We start from the raw sequence: 13,988 nt of genomic DNA, 5'->3' as shown, positions 1-13,988 counted from the left end.
ACGCCGGAACGGGCCGTCTTGACGAAAGTCCGGCCACCCGTTGATTCAGCGAGCCCACAGCGGCATCAGAGCGGCCCCGAGGTTTGGGCGCGCACCGTCGATGGGGGAAGGAAAGAGGTGCTGCAGTGACATTGTCGACAAGTTTTCGGTCCTGGGTCCGGGCCTGTCCACCCGTCGAGCATCCGGAGATACGGCGAATGATCTGCTGCCGGGACGCGTGCGCGCCCGCCGAGGTGTCGTTCCCGGCCGGGGCGCTGCACGACGCGCTGGTGGCGCGCTGGGTTCGTGAGCACAGCTGGGCTGTCGATGTCCGCACCGTCGCGGAGTTGCATTCGGCCATCTCGGTCGGCATCCATCCGGTGCGGATGACCGTCCACGCCGACCAGTTGGGTACCGGTGGGATTCGCCGGGCCAGTGCCGCCGGGGTGGGCGGGCTGGTGCTCAGCCGTCGCGAGCAGATCGCGACGTTGCGGGCCAGCCGCACCCACCATGTGCTGGTGCGCATGACCGACGCCGCACTGCGCGGCTCCCACAACGCGGCGGACGCGGTGATCGCTTGCCGGTCAACGATTTTGGTCGGACTGCTGTGTGAGGTCGGTGCGGCCGGCGGCTGTTCGGTCCCGGTCGGCGACACCCTCGCCGAGATGGATCGCATCCGCCGTCGGCACAATATCGTGCTGACACGACTCGTCGTCGGGCTCGGCGACGCCCTCCCGACCACCGGCAGTTCAGTAGTACGCCGTGACCTTGCCGAGGAGATCGGTGAGTCGGTCGACGACGCCTGCGCGGCGTTGCGGTTCCCACGTCCCGTCGTTGTCATGGCGGCGTGATCGGACGTGCACACCCGTTGTCACTGGCCGCGTTCGGCGTAGCCGGCCTCGACCTGTTCTTTGAGTGGACCCCACCACCACTCGTTGGCGCGGTACCACGCGATCGTGCTCGTCAATCCCTCGGTCAGGTCGGTATGCGCCGGCGTCCAGCCGAGTTCGCCGCGCAGCGCGTTGGCGTCGATCGCATAGCGGAGGTCGTGGCCGGCGCGGTCGGGAACATGGTCGAAATCGTCGGCGTCGCGGCCCATCAGCTGCAGGATGAGGCGCAACACCGACAGGTTGTCCCGCTCGCCGTCGGCGCCGATCAGGTAGGTGGATCCGCTCACGCCGTCTTCCAGGATCCGCCACACCGCGCTGTTGTGGTCGTCGACGTGGATCCAGTCGCGCACGTTGGCGCCCGTGCCGTAGAGCTTGGGACGGCGGCCGGTCAGGACGTTGGTGATCTGGCGCGGGATGAACTTCTCGATGTGCTGGTATGGCCCATAGTTGTTGGAGCAGTTGGAGATTGTCGCGCGCAACCCGTAGGACCGCACCCACGCGCGCACCAGCAGGTCGGCCGAAGCCTTGGTCGCCGAATACGGGCTCGACGGGTTGAACGGAGTCTGCGCGGTGAACCGCTCGTCGCCGTGCAGGGGCAGATCGCCGTACACCTCGTCGGTGGAGACATGGTGCAGCCGAACCCCGTGCCGCCGAACGCCTTCCAACACCGAGAACGTGCCGACGACGTTGCTCCGGACGAACGGCGCTGGACCGGCCAGCGCGTTGTCCACGTGGGTTTCGGCGGCGAAATGCACCACCGCGTCGGACTCGGCGACCAACCTGTCGACCAGCGACTCGTCGACGAGGTCGCCCTCGACCAACCGGATGTGATCGTCCACGGAGCGCAGCGACTCGCGGCTGCCTGCATAGGTGAGGGCGTCCAGGACGGTCACCGACACCTCGGGCCGTTCCCGCACGGTGCTGTGGACGAAGTTGGCGCCGATGAAACCGGCGCCGCCGGTCACCAACAGCCGCATGCCGCCACCCTAACGGGCCGGTGGAACGCTCACCCCTTCGCGGTCAGCCCCAGCGGTCCGGCCAGCTCGGTCAGTGTCGGCAGCAGCTTGTCCCAGCCGCCGAGCACCTGGATGGTCACGTGGTCGGCGCCGTTGTCGAGGTGTTCGGCCAGCCGCGCGGCGATGGCGTCGGCCGTTCCGTGGGCGACCACGGCGTCGATCAGCTTGTCGCTGGCCGGCGGTGCGACGTCGGCGTCGGTGAATCCCAGCCGCTTCCAGTTGTTCACATAGTTGCTCAGCCCCAGATAGAAGCCGACGCTGTCGCGGCCGAGTTCGCGGGCCTCGTCGGGATCGGTGGTCAACACCACCTTGTGTTCGGGTGCCAGGAACACCGTCGGGCCGACCAGATTGCGGGCCTGCCCGGTGTGTTCGGGGGTGGTCAGGTAGGGATGCGCACCGGCACTGCGTTGCGCGGCCAGCTGCAGCACCTTCGGGCCGAGGGCGGCGATAACCCGGCGGCTGGTCGGCACATGCTTGTCGTCGAGTTTGTCGAGATAGTTCACCAGCGCCTGGTAGGGCTTGGTGTACTCCTGGGTGTGCTCCGGGTGTCCGACGCCCACCCCGAGCAGAAACCGCCCGGGATAAGCCTTTTCGATCCGGTGATAGGACTCGGCGACCTCGTCGGCCGGGGCGTTCCAGATGTTGACGATTCCGGTGGCGACCGACAGGTTCTCGGTCTCGGCGAGGATCGGCTCGACGAACGACAGATCGGCCGCCGGCGAACCGCCGACCCACACCGCGCCGTAGCCGAGCCGCTCGATCTCGACCGCCTGCTCCGGTGTGACCGGTCCACCGGTCCACACCCCGTAGCGGCCGAGATCTGGTTTGAGCAGCGACGGATTGGTCACGAGTCCCTCTCGTTGGGGTTGGTTGAGTCCCTACGGTTGTTTGAGACCCAGCGGGCCGGCCAGCGCGGCCAGTGCATCCACCAGCTTGTCAGATGAGGTGAGTACCTGGACGGGCACGTGGTCGGCACCCGCCTCGAGATGCTGGGTCAGCCGGGCCGCGATCGCCTCGGGGGTGCCGTAGGCCACGACGGCGTCGACCAGCCGGTCGCTGCCGGGCTTGGCGACGTCGTCGTCGTTGAATCCCAACCGTTTCCAGCTGTTGAGGTAGTTCTGCAGGTTGAGGTAAATGTCGAGGGCTTGCCTGCCGACTGTGCGCGCCTGATCCGCGTCAGTGGTCAGCACCGCCTTGTGCTCGGGCGCCAGGAACGCCTCGGGTCCGATCAGCTGCCGCGCTTCGGCGGTGTGCTCCGGCGTGGTCAGGTAGGGGTGCGCACCGGCCGCCCGAGTGGCCGACAGCTTGAGTACCTGCGGGCCGAGCGCGGCGACCACGCGCCGATTCTTCGGAACCCCGTACTCGTCGAGTTTGTCGAGGTAGCCGCGCAGCGCGTCGATCGGCTTCTGGTATTGCTGATGCGCCTCGGGATGTCCGACGCCGATGCCGAGGATGAACCGGCCGGGGTAGGCCTTCTCGATGCGGTGGAACGACTCGGCCACCGGGCCGGCCGCGGCGGTCCAGATGTTGACGATGCCGGTGGCCACCTTCAGCGTGGTGGTGTTCTCCAGAATCGGCTCCACCCAATCCAATTCGGCAGGAGGCGAACCGCCCACCCACACCGCGCCATAACCGAGGGCCTCGATCTCTTTGGCCTGCTGCGGGGTGACCCCGCGACCGAACGACCCGAACTTGCCCAGATCCGGCTTGTCTGTCATCGATCTTTCCCTTCGGTCAGCTCAGCCCGAGCGGGCCGGCGAGATCGGCCAAGGTGGGTACGACCTTGGCCTGCGACGTGAGCAGTTGGATCGGGACGTGGTCGGCGCCGGCCTCGAGGTGCTCGGTGAGCCGCGACGCGATCGTGTCGGGCGTTCCATGGACGATCAGGGCGTCCACGAGCCGGTCACTGCCGGGGCGGGTGATGTCGTCATCGGTGAAGCCCAGCCGCTTCCAGTTGTTGAGGTAGTTGCTCAGCCCGAGATACATCTCCAGTGTCTTACGGCCGACGGCTCGGGCGTGCTCGACATCGGTGGTGGGGACAACGGGTACCGCGGGCGCCAGGAACGCGTCGGGACCGATGAGTTCGCGCGCCTGCGCGGTGTGCTCGGGCGTGACGAGGACAGGGTGGGCGCCGGCGCTGCGCCGTGCCGACAGTTTCAGGACCTGCGGTCCGAGCGCGGCCAGAACGCGGTGCTCGCGTGGTACGCCGTGTTCGTCCAGCACGTCGAGGTAGGCGTTGAGCGCGGTGATCGGCTTGGTGAACTCGGCGTCGGCCTCGGGATGGCCGACACCGAGGCCCAGCAGGAAGCGGCCAGGGTGCGCGTTCTCGATGCGGTGGAACGAGGCGGCGACCGCCTCGGGTTTGGCGGTCCAGATGTTGACGATGCCGGTGGCCAGTTTCAGGGTGCGGGTCTGCTCGAGAGTTCGGTCCACCCAGTCGAGCTCGGCGGGTGGCGAGCCCGCCACCCACACCGCGCCGTAACCGAGCGCCTCGATTGCCGAGGCGTCCTCAGGCGTGATGCCCATGCCGAAGGACGCGAACTTACCGAGATCGGGCTTGGCGCTCATGGCGGCTATAACCCGGGCCCGAGTGTGAGCTATTCCGCTGCGGTGGAAAGTTCACCCGGAGTTACCGCGACGGGCGCGGACGCCACCAGCGGCAGCAGGATGATGAAGCGGGTGTTGCCCGGTTCGGATTCGACCCGGATATCGCCCTGATGCTTCTCGACGATGATCCGGCGGGCCAGATCCAGGCCGAGGCCGTCGCCCTCACCGAAGGGCTTGGTGGTGAAGAACGCGGTGAAGATCCGGTCGATGATCTCTTCCGGGATGCCGGGGCCGTCGTCGCAGATCTCCACCCGGATCCGGTCGTCGCCCTGGCGGGCGGTCCGGATCGTCAGGGTGCCGCGGCCCTTCATCGCCTGGATGGCGTTGTTGATGATGACGTCCCATACTTCGTTCAAACCGCCTGGGTAACAAGCGATTTCGGGAATAGACTTGTCCCATTCCTTGACCAGTTTGATGGGCTTGTCGGCGCCGACCTTGTCGCCGAACAGCGTCTTGAGCGTGCTGTGCAGCAGCTCGTGGACGTTGGCGACCTGGTATTCGGCGCGGTCCATCTGGGAGTACTTCTTGGCCCCGGCGAGCAGACCCGAGATGCGTTCGCTGGCGTCGGCGATCTCGTTCATCCGCAGCTCGGTGTCGATCGTGTACTTCAGCCAGCCGATCGCGCTCTGCAGCGTCGCCGAACAGTCCACCGAGTCGATCGAGGCCTCGATGCGTTCCAGCCAGTCCACATCGAGACCGGCTTCGACGAACGTGGGGGCGTAATCCCACGCGCTGGCGATGCCGTGGTCCTCGAGCCAATCGCCGACTTGGTCCTCGCGGTCGGAGGTCTCGAGCGCGGACAGTTCCTGCACCTTGGACTTGGCGACCTGTTCGGCCACCTCGTCCTGGATCCGGACCAGCACCCGCAGCGCCTCGGGACTGAATTGCCCGTCGGCGAGCATCGACAGCTTGTAGCGCATCTTGCCGACGCCTTCACGAAGGTCGGCCACGGCGCGCGCGGTAGCTGCCGCCGGGTTGTTCAGCTGGTGGGTCAACCCGGCCGTGATGGTGCCCAGCGCCAGCAGCTTCTGCCGCTGGCCGAGGATCTGGCTCTGCCGCCGCCCGCCGACCATGTGGCCCTCGAGCAGATGCACGGCCATCGGGAACTCCGACTTCATGAACTGCGCGAAGGCTTCGGCGTCGAGCACGAAGAACCGCGACGGCTTCGTGACGCGCACCGAGGCCTGATAGACCTGCTCCTCATTGGGGATGTAGGCCGACCACGCCCCGCAGTACACGCCGCGCTGCGAGGTGCGGGTGGTTTCCACGTCCACACCGCCGGAGCGTTTCGACATCACCAACTCGCCGTCGAGCAGGACGTAGAAGCAGGTGGCCGGTTCGCCTTCGACGACCACCGGGCCGGTTTCGAACGTCGCGATATGCCCGTTGTCGCACAACGTCTGGAGCTGTTCGGTCGACAGCTTTTCGAACAAGAACAGCGTCCTGAGTTCGTCGGGCATGCAGTTCTGGCCCATGTCGTTACGCCCTTTCTAGGCCTCCGCCAAATACCGGTGCACCAGCATCACCGCCATCGACCCTTCGCCGACGGCGGCCGCCACCCGTTTTGCGGACTCGGAGCGCACGTCTCCTGCAACAAACACACCGGGCACACTTGTTTCCAGGTGGTGCGGCGGGCGGTCCAGAGTCCAGCCGGCCACGTTCAGCAGGTCGGGACCGGCGAGGACGAAACCGTGGTCGTCGACGGCGACGACCTCCTTGAGCCAGTCGGTGCGGGGCTCGGCGCCGATGAAGCAGCACATCCGGCTGGCCTCGACGGTTTCGCGCTGGCCGGTCTGCCTGTTCTCCAGGATCAGGCCGGTCAGGTGGTCGTCCTCGCCGAGAGTGTCCACCACTTCGGTGCACGTGCGGACCGAGATCGTCGGGTTCTTCTCGATCTGCTGGATCAGGTAATGCGACATCGACGCCTCGAGCGACGGTCCGCGCACCAGCATGGTGACCGAGCGGGCCTCGCGGGACATGTACATCGCCGCCTGCCCGGCCGAGTTGGCGCCGCCCACGATGTAGACATCCTCGCCGCGGCACTCCGAGGCGTCGGACACCGAGGCGCCGTAGTAAACGCCGCGTCCGACGTAGTTGCATGCGGGATCGTCGGGGTTGTCCCAACAGCCGGTGACCTGCAGCTGGCGGTACGCCACACCGGTGGCCAGGATGACGGCGCGGGCGGCGATGGTGCTGCCGTCCTCGAACTCGATGGTGCGTGCGGTGCCCGCCTCACCGGCGGAGAGCTTGATCGCCTTGCGGGTGGTGATCACCTCGGCGCCGAAGCGCTCGGCCTGCCTGCGGGCCGACGTGGTGAGTTCGGCGCCGGAGACGCCGGTGGGGAAGCCGAGGTAGTTCTCGATGCGGGAGCTGCGGCCGGCCTGACCACCGGTGGTGGTCTCCTCGATCAGCACGGTCTTGAGGCCTTCGGAGGCGCCATAAACCGCGGCCGCCAGCCCGGCCGGGCCGCCGCCGATGACCGCCAGGTCGTACATCTCCAGCGACGGGCTGGTGGACAGTCCCAGCATCGCGGCCAGCTCGGCATCGGTCGGGTCGACCAGGATCTGACCCTGTTCGCTGATCACCACCGGCAGCTGGAACTCGTCAAGGCCGCCCGCGTCCAGCAGCTGCTTGCCCTTGGGCTCGTCGGCGTTGAACGCCCGGAACGAGTGCAGGTTGCGGGCCAGAAACTGGCGCACCTCCCACGAACGTTCGCTCCAGCGGTGCCCGATCACCTTGGTGTGCGGGATGGCCCGGTCGCCGGTGGCGTGCCAGGCCTCCAGCAGCGCGTCGATCACCGGGTAGAGCTTCTCCTCCGGCGGATCCCAGGGCTTGAGCAGGTAGTGGTCGAGGTCGACGACGTTGATCGCGTCGATCGCGGCGTGGGTGTCGGCGTAGGCCGTCAGCAGAACGCGGCGAGCCATCGGGTAGACGTCCATCGCCTCTTCGAGAAACTGGATGCCGCTCATCTGCGGCATCCGGTAGTCGGCGACGAACACCGCGACGGTTTCGCCGCGCAGCTTCAGTTCATTGATCGTTTCCAGCGCGTCGAGCCCGGATTCGGCGCGGACGATCCGATACCGCTCGCCGTAGTGACGGCGGAGGTCACGTGCCACGGCACGTGAGACGGCGGGGTCGTCGTCCACAGTGAGAATCACGGGTTTGCGGGGCTGGGGGGCGGGTCCAGTCATCACCGTCAAGTATGCGCTTGTTGTCCAGTGCTTATTAGGGTGGGCTTTGCGGGCCCGAGGTTGCCGCCGCGTCGCGTTCTCCGGCAGATGAAGCGGAGGTCAGCGCCGCTTCGGCGCGTTTTGGAGTACCGCGCCCGAGCGGGTATCGTTGACCAACGGTGCGGATTCCGCGCCGACTCTTGCGTGCCCTGTCTGAGGAAATCCCGGAATTTCCCGCTCCCGGCTCACGTTTTGCAGTCGGGGCGAATGCTGCCCCAAACCGAGAAAGCAGGATCGAAGAGGACATGGCCAAGAAAGACGGTGCCATCGAGGTCGAGGGCCGCGTGGTCGAGCCCCTGCCCAACGCGATGTTTCGCATTGAGCTGGAGAACGGACACAAGGTACTCGCTCACATCAGCGGCAAGATGCGGCAGCACTACATCCGCATCCTTCCCGAGGACCGGGTGGTGGTGGAGTTGTCTCCCTATGACCTGACCCGCGGGCGCATTGTGTACCGGTACAAGTAAGCCCCACCGACCCGAACCAGCACGCACGAATACAAACCGACCGAACTAGAAGGATCGAACAGCCGTGAAGGTGAACCCGAGCGTCAAGCCGATCTGCGACAAGTGCAGGGTGATCCGCCGGCACGGGCGGGTCATGGTGATCTGCTCTGATCCGCGCCACAAGCAGCGGCAGGGCTAACACCCGGCGCGAGCACTACCCACAACTGAATGCAGACCTCCCAGTACCACTGAGGGCCCGGCATCTTTAGAGATGAAGCGCCTCATCTACGTCCGGCACGGAGGCCGGACCCCGCTGAAAGGCCCATTTCGGGCGGCGGAACGGACTGGGATCAGACCTCCGCAAAGAGAAGGAATCACTGCCTGATGGCACGTCTCATGGGCGTAGATCTCCCGCGCGACAAGCGCATGGAGATCGCGCTGACCTATATCTACGGCATCGGCCGTACCCGTAGCCAGGAAATCCTGGACGGCACCGGCATCGACCGGGACCTGCGCACCAAGGACCTCACCGACGATCAGGTGACCCAGCTGCGCGACTACATCGAAGGCAACCTCAAGGTTGAGGGTGACCTGCGCCGCGAGGTTCAGGCCGACATTCGCCGCAAGATCGAGATCGGCTGCTACCAGGGCCTGCGGCACCGCCGTGGCCTGCCGGTGCGTGGCCAGCGAACCAAGACCAATGCGCGTACCCGCAAGGGCCCCAAGCGCACCATCGCCGGCAAGAAGAAGGCCAGGTAACCCCGGATGGCACAGGCAAAGAAGGGCACCGGCGCCAAGAAGGGTCAGAAGACCCGTCGCAGGGAAAAGAAGAACATCCCGCACGGCGCCGCTCACATCAAGAGCACGTTCAACAACACGATCGTCTCGATCACCGATCCCCAGGGCAACGTCATCGCCTGGGCTTCGTCGGGTCACGTCGGCTTCAAGGGGTCGCGTAAGTCGACTCCGTTCGCCGCGCAGCTCGCCGCCGAGAACGCTGCCCGCAAGGCGCAGGAGCACGGCGTGAAGAAGGTCGACGTCTTCGTGAAGGGCCCGGGTTCGGGCCGCGAAACGGCGATCCGCTCGCTGCAGGCCGCCGGCCTCGAGGTCGGCGCCATCTCCGACGTCACTCCGCAGCCGCACAACGGCTGCCGTCCGCCCAAGCGGCGCCGGGTCTAGGGAGGATAAAGAAAAATGGCTCGTTATACCGGACCCGCTACCCGCAAGTCGCGCCGCCTCGGCGTCGACCTGGTCGGTGGTGATCAGTCGTTCGAGAAGCGCCCCTACCCGCCCGGCCAGCACGGTCGCGCGCGGATCAAGGAGAGCGAATACCGTCAGCAGCTGCAGGAGAAGCAGAAGGCTCGCTTCACCTACGGCGTGATGGAGAAGCAGTTCCGCAAGTACTACGAAGAGGCCAACCGGTCCACCGGCAAGACCGGTGAGAACCTGCTCCAGATCCTGGAGACCCGGCTGGACAACGTCGTGTACCGGGCGGGCCTGGCGCGTACCCGCCGGATGGCTCGACAGCTGGTCAGCCACGGCCACTTCACGGTCAATGGTGTCAAGGTGAACATCCCGAGCTACCGGGTGTCGCAGTACGACATCATCGACATCAAGGACAAGTCGCTGAACACCTTCCCGTTCGAGCTGTCCCGGCAGACCGCCGGTGAGCGCCCGATCCCGTCCTGGCTGCAGGTCGTGGGGGAGCGTCAGCGAATCCTCGTCCACCAGTTGCCGACTCGTGAGCAGATCCAGGTTCCGCTCGCCGAGCAGCTGATCGTCGAGTTCTACTCGAAGTAAAGAAGACGACGCAGTCCTCTGCGGGGCCAACCGGTCCCTGTGGATCACTTAACGGCATCAAATAGCGGTTGCCGAGAAGGAGATAGAAAAAACCATGCTGATTTCTCAGCGCCCCACACTGAGCGAAGAGGTTATCGCCGAGAACCGGTCGCAGTTCGTCATCGAACCGCTGGAGCCGGGATTCGGTTACACCCTTGGCAATTCGCTGCGGCGTACGCTGCTGTCGTCGATCCCCGGCGCGGCCGTCACGAGCATCCGCATCGACGGTGTGCTGCACGAGTTCACCACCGTGCCCGGGGTGAAGGAAGACGTCACCGACATCATCCTGAACCTCAAGGGACTCGTCGTCTCCTCCGAGGAGGACGAGCCGGTCACCATGTATCTGCGCAAGCAGGGCCCGGGTGAGGTCACCGCCGGTGACATCGTCCCGCCGGCCGGCGTGACCGTGCACAACCCGGACATGCACATCGCGACCCTCAACGACAAGGGCAAGCTCGAGGTCGAGCTGGTTGTCGAGCGCGGCCGCGGCTATGTGCCTGCCGTGCAGAACAAGGCCTCGGGCGCCGAAATCGGCCGTATCCCGGTCGATTCCATCTACTCGCCGGTGCTGAAGGTCACCTACAAGGTGGAGGCCACCCGCGTCGAGCAGCGCACCGACTTCGACAAGCTGATCCTCGATGTCGAGACCAAGAACTCGATCAGCCCGCGTGACGCCCTGGCGTCGGCTGGCAAGACCCTGGTCGAATTGTTCGGTCTGGCACGGGAACTCAACGTCGAGGCCGAAGGCATCGAGATCGGCCCGTCGCCTGCCGAGGCCGATCACATCGCGGCGTTCGCGCTGCCGATCGACGATCTGGACCTGACCGTCCGGTCGTACAACTGCCTCAAGCGCGAAGGTGTGCACACCGTCGGCGAGCTGGTCGCTCGCACGGAGTCCGATCTGCTGGACATCCGTAACTTCGGTCAGAAGTCGATCGACGAGGTCAAGATCAAGCTGCACCAGCTGGGTCTGTCGCTCAAGGACAGCCCGGCCAGCTTCGATCCGTCGGAGGTCGCCGGCTACGACGTCGCCACCGGCACCTGGAACAGCGATGCGGGTTACGACCTGGACGCCGAGCAGGACTACACCGAAACCGAAGAGCTCTAAGTACACATCAGTCCCGGTCCTACCTGATACGGGGACCGGCCCCATTTAGGAGAAGTCGCAATGCCCAAGCCCACCAAGGGTCCTCGCCTCGGCGGGTCGTCCTCGCACCAGAAGGCGATTCTGGCCAACCTGGCCACCTCGCTGTTCGAGCACGGCCGGATCAAGACCACCGAGCCCAAGGCGCGGGCGTTGCGGCCCTACGCGGAGAAGCTCATCACCCATGCCAAGAAGGGTGCGCTGCACAACCGGCGTGAGGTGATGAAGAAGATCCGCGACAAGGACGTGGTGCACGCCCTGTTCGCCGAGATCGCGCCGTTCTTCGCCGACCGCAACGGCGGCTACACCCGCATCATCAAGGTCGAGCCGCGCAAGGGCGACAACGCCCCGATGGCGGTCATCGAACTGGTGCGGGAGAAGACGGTGACCTCCGAAGCCAACCGGGCCCGCAAGAGCTCGGCCGCCAAGGCTGCGCCGGTGGCTGCCGCTGCCGACGAGGCCCCCGCGGATGAGCCGATCGAAGCCGTCGAGGCTGAAGACGCCGGCATCGCCGACGCGCAGACCGCCGAGGCTGCCGAGGAGCAGGCCGAAGAATCCGCCGAGGATTCGGACGCTGACAAGTCCTGACGCCGTGAGTACGAACGAGCCCGTCACCGACAGCGGTGACGGGCTCGTTCGTCTACGGCTCGACATCGCCTACGACGGAACCGATTTCACCGGTTGGGCGGCGCAGGAAGGCCACCGCACGGTCGCGGGTGTCCTCGAGGAGGCCTTCTCGACGGTCTTCCGGGAGCCGGTCCGGGTCTTCGGGGCCGGCCGCACCGACACCGGAGTACACGCCACCGGCCAGGTGGCCCACCTCGACGTCCCGGCCGACGCCCTGGCTCACGCGTATCCGCGCCACGCCCGGCCCGGCGAGCCCGAGTTCCTGCCGCTGGTCCGCCGGCTGGCCCGCTTCCTGCCCCAGGACGTCCGAGCACGTGACATCACCCGCGCCCCAGCCGGATTCGATGCCCGCTTCTCGGCGCTGCGTCGGCACTACGAATACCGGCTGTCGCTGGCGCCCTACGGTGTCGAACCGCAGTCCGCGCGGTACGTGACACCGTGGTCGAAGCCGTTGGACGTCGACGCCATGAATTCGGCGTCCCGGCATCTGGTCGGGTTGCACGATTTCGCCGCTTTCTGTCGCCACCGGCCCGGTGCGACGACCATCCGCGACCTGCAGCGCCTGGACTGGGTACGCGACGGCGATGCCGTGACGGCCCACGTCACCGCTGACGCGTTCTGCTGGTCGATGGTGCGATCACTGGTCGGTGCACTCCTCGCGGTCGGGCAGGGGCGGCGCGAACCATCCTGGTGCGCAACGCTGTTGACCGCGGACGCGCGTTCCAGCGACTTCGCCGCGGCGCCGGCTCGGGGCCTGACGCTGGCCGGGGTGGACTACCCGCCGGATGACGAGCTCGCCGCGCGCATCATGATCACCCGCGACCTGCGGACGCTGGACAAGCCCTAGAGTTTGCCCGCCACGAAATCGGCGGCCTGGTCGATCATTCCGGCCTTCTGGTAGGCGGCGGCGAGGTGGTCGGGCCAGTTGGCTTCCCAGGTGTCCGGGTCGGCGGGATTGCAGATCGGATCGGCGCCGTGGCACAGCTCGATGGTCCGGTCCCGATACTCGGGGCTGAAATTCGTGATGGGACCCAACCATTGGGTGCCGTTGCCGAACAAGGCGACTGCCGCGATGTGGCTTCCGGCGTCCGGGGGCAGAAGGGTCTTGAAGCCCAGAATGGGGATCGGAACGGCCAGCACCATGTCGGTGGCCGCCGCGCCCAGCGAGTACCCGCCGAGGACCAGTCGCGTATTCGGGCAATTGTTGATGTTGTAGATGATGCGCTGGCTGATGTCGTTGGCGCCGACGTCGACCTGGTTGTCGGCCGGGTACTTCACCGCGTAGAGGCCGACGTTGCGGTGGACGCGCGAGCGTAGTGCGCTGACGAACTGGTTGCCGATGATTCCCGCGCCGGGGGATTCGAGGCGGCCCCGCGCGAAGATCACCTCCACGTCGGGGCAGCCCGCTGCGGAAGCCTGCGGCGCCGCCACCACGCCACCCCCAGGCAGTGGAGTGGGGCCGAGCACCATCGCCGCGGCCGCGACGACCACCGTGACCGCACGGGTCACTGTCCGGCGAATGCGCATGCGTCAGAGCCTGTCTGCGGTGAATTGGGCGGCCTGGTCAACCAGACCCGAGCCGATATAGGCGTCCTGCAGGTGCGAGTTCCAGTTGTCGGCGAGGGTGCTCGGATCGATGCCGTTGCAGATCGGGTCGTCCACGTTGCACTGGTCGATGGTCTTGGGGCCGTACACCGGACTGTTGGCCGCCGACACCGGCCCGAAGATGCTGCGGGTGCCATTGCCGAACAACACCACCGCCGCGACGTGATCGGCGACGGAGGCGGGCAGCGGTGAGTTGAAGCCGAATTGCGCCGTGTTCGAACCGACTACGACGTCGACCACCGCGGCACCCAGCGAGTAGCCGCCCGGCACCTGGCGGGTGTTGGGGCAGTTGGTCGCCATGTACTGCATGTGCCGGCTCAGATCGTTCGCGCCCGGCACGATGTCCCAGTCGGCGATGTAATTGACCCCGTACACCCCGACGCTCTTCGGGGTTTTACCGCGCAGCGAATCGACGAACGCCTGGCCGATGCGGCCGATGCCTGGCGGCTCGAAGCGTCCGCGCGCGAACATCACCTCCGCGTCGGGGCAGTCCGCGGCGGACGCCACCGCCGTCGGCAACAGTGATGCGGCGACGGACATCACCGCCGCCGCCGCGCTCAGAACCGTTTTCGCGCGCATGCCAGCAATGGTAGACGAGCCTGGGA

The 13,988-nt window shown here is 66.5% G+C and carries 17 protein-coding genes; 9 read left to right on the top strand and 8 right to left on the bottom strand.

Features of this window, described 5'->3' with window-relative positions; translation table 11 throughout:
• Window positions 1-125: 125 nt before the first annotated feature.
• Window positions 126-830, top strand: coding sequence for a hypothetical protein (locus AB4879_RS18690; protein WP_142391388.1), 705 nt, complete (start codon window positions 126-128; stop codon window positions 828-830).
• Window positions 831-850: 20 nt separating this feature from the next.
• On the opposite strand, the gene rfbB is transcribed toward AB4879_RS18690, so the two are convergent.
• The 6 genes from rfbB to AB4879_RS18660 are packed head-to-tail and all read right to left on the bottom strand — an operon-like array spanning window position 851 to window position 7,683.
• Window positions 851-1,846 (bottom strand): dTDP-glucose 4,6-dehydratase, encoded by a 996-nt coding sequence (gene rfbB / locus AB4879_RS18685; RefSeq protein ID WP_370508755.1) that lies wholly within the window; start codon window positions 1,844-1,846, stop codon window positions 851-853.
• Between the two features lie 29 nt (window positions 1,847-1,875).
• Entirely contained in the window at window positions 1,876-2,733 is an 858-nt protein-coding gene (locus tag AB4879_RS18680; RefSeq protein WP_102808104.1) for an LLM class F420-dependent oxidoreductase, read from the bottom strand.
• A 30-nt stretch (window positions 2,734-2,763) separates the two neighbouring features.
• Entirely contained in the window at window positions 2,764-3,603 is an 840-nt protein-coding gene (locus AB4879_RS18675; RefSeq protein ID WP_102808105.1) for an LLM class F420-dependent oxidoreductase, read from the bottom strand.
• Between the two features lie 16 nt (window positions 3,604-3,619).
• Entirely contained in the window at window positions 3,620-4,453 is an 834-nt protein-coding gene (locus AB4879_RS18670) for an LLM class F420-dependent oxidoreductase (protein ID WP_370508754.1), read from the bottom strand.
• Window positions 4,454-4,482: 29 nt separating this feature from the next.
• Window positions 4,483-5,967, bottom strand: coding sequence for an ATP-binding protein (locus AB4879_RS18665; RefSeq protein WP_102808107.1), 1,485 nt, complete (start codon window positions 5,965-5,967; stop codon window positions 4,483-4,485).
• A gap of 15 nt (window positions 5,968-5,982) precedes the next feature.
• A complete protein-coding gene (locus tag AB4879_RS18660) occupies window positions 5,983-7,683 on the bottom strand; it encodes an FAD-dependent oxidoreductase (RefSeq protein ID WP_199189927.1) in 1,701 nt (566 codons plus the stop codon).
• Between the two features lie 284 nt (window positions 7,684-7,967).
• On the opposite strand from AB4879_RS18660, the gene infA reads away from it, so the two are divergent.
• The 8 genes from infA (at window position 7,968) to truA (ending at window position 12,625) form a co-directional block, all read left to right on the top strand.
• Window positions 7,968-8,189, top strand: coding sequence for a translation initiation factor IF-1 (infA, locus tag AB4879_RS18655; protein WP_005140011.1), 222 nt, complete (start codon window positions 7,968-7,970; stop codon window positions 8,187-8,189).
• 64 nt (window positions 8,190-8,253) lie between these two features.
• Window positions 8,254-8,367 carry a 50S ribosomal protein L36 gene (gene rpmJ / locus AB4879_RS18650; protein ID WP_003879483.1) on the top strand — a complete coding sequence of 38 codons (114 nt, stop codon included), beginning with the start codon at window positions 8,254-8,256 and terminating at the stop codon, window positions 8,365-8,367.
• 185 nt (window positions 8,368-8,552) lie between these two features.
• A complete protein-coding gene (gene rpsM, locus AB4879_RS18645) occupies window positions 8,553-8,927 on the top strand; it encodes a 30S ribosomal protein S13 (protein WP_036340806.1) in 375 nt (124 codons plus the stop codon).
• 6 nt (window positions 8,928-8,933) lie between these two features.
• Window positions 8,934-9,347 carry a 30S ribosomal protein S11 gene (rpsK, locus tag AB4879_RS18640; RefSeq protein ID WP_036340804.1) on the top strand — a complete coding sequence of 138 codons (414 nt, stop codon included), beginning with the start codon at window positions 8,934-8,936 and terminating at the stop codon, window positions 9,345-9,347.
• Between the two features lie 15 nt (window positions 9,348-9,362).
• Window positions 9,363-9,968, top strand: coding sequence for a 30S ribosomal protein S4 (gene rpsD, locus AB4879_RS18635; RefSeq protein ID WP_036340802.1), 606 nt, complete (start codon window positions 9,363-9,365; stop codon window positions 9,966-9,968).
• Between the two features lie 94 nt (window positions 9,969-10,062).
• Entirely contained in the window at window positions 10,063-11,115 is a 1,053-nt protein-coding gene (locus AB4879_RS18630; protein WP_071949501.1) for a DNA-directed RNA polymerase subunit alpha, read from the top strand.
• 60 nt (window positions 11,116-11,175) lie between these two features.
• On the top strand, window positions 11,176-11,739 hold the full coding sequence (gene rplQ, locus AB4879_RS18625) for a 50S ribosomal protein L17 (RefSeq protein WP_370508753.1): 564 nt from the start codon (window positions 11,176-11,178) through the stop codon (window positions 11,737-11,739).
• Entirely contained in the window at window positions 11,621-12,625 is a 1,005-nt protein-coding gene (truA, locus tag AB4879_RS18620) for a tRNA pseudouridine(38-40) synthase TruA (protein WP_370508752.1), read from the top strand. The genes rplQ and truA overlap by 119 nt, the downstream gene beginning before the upstream one ends.
• Here truA and AB4879_RS18615 read toward each other — a convergent pair.
• Together AB4879_RS18615 and AB4879_RS18610 are read right to left on the bottom strand one after the other, a co-directional pair.
• Window positions 12,622-13,305 carry a cutinase family protein gene (locus AB4879_RS18615; protein ID WP_370508751.1) on the bottom strand — a complete coding sequence of 228 codons (684 nt, stop codon included), beginning with the start codon at window positions 13,303-13,305 and terminating at the stop codon, window positions 12,622-12,624. The two genes, truA and AB4879_RS18615, sit on opposite strands and share 4 nt — an antisense overlap.
• A 3-nt stretch (window positions 13,306-13,308) precedes the next feature.
• A complete protein-coding gene (locus AB4879_RS18610; protein ID WP_370508847.1) occupies window positions 13,309-13,971 on the bottom strand; it encodes a cutinase family protein in 663 nt (220 codons plus the stop codon).
• Window positions 13,972-13,988: the final 17 nt, after the last annotated feature.

Origin of the sequence: Mycobacterium sp. SA01 (assembly GCF_041287105.1) — a bacterium.
Classification (GTDB): domain Bacteria; phylum Actinomycetota; class Actinomycetes; order Mycobacteriales; family Mycobacteriaceae; genus Mycobacterium.
The sequence above is the reverse complement of the archived record's forward strand: the minus strand, read 5'-3'. Positions and strand labels throughout refer to the sequence as shown.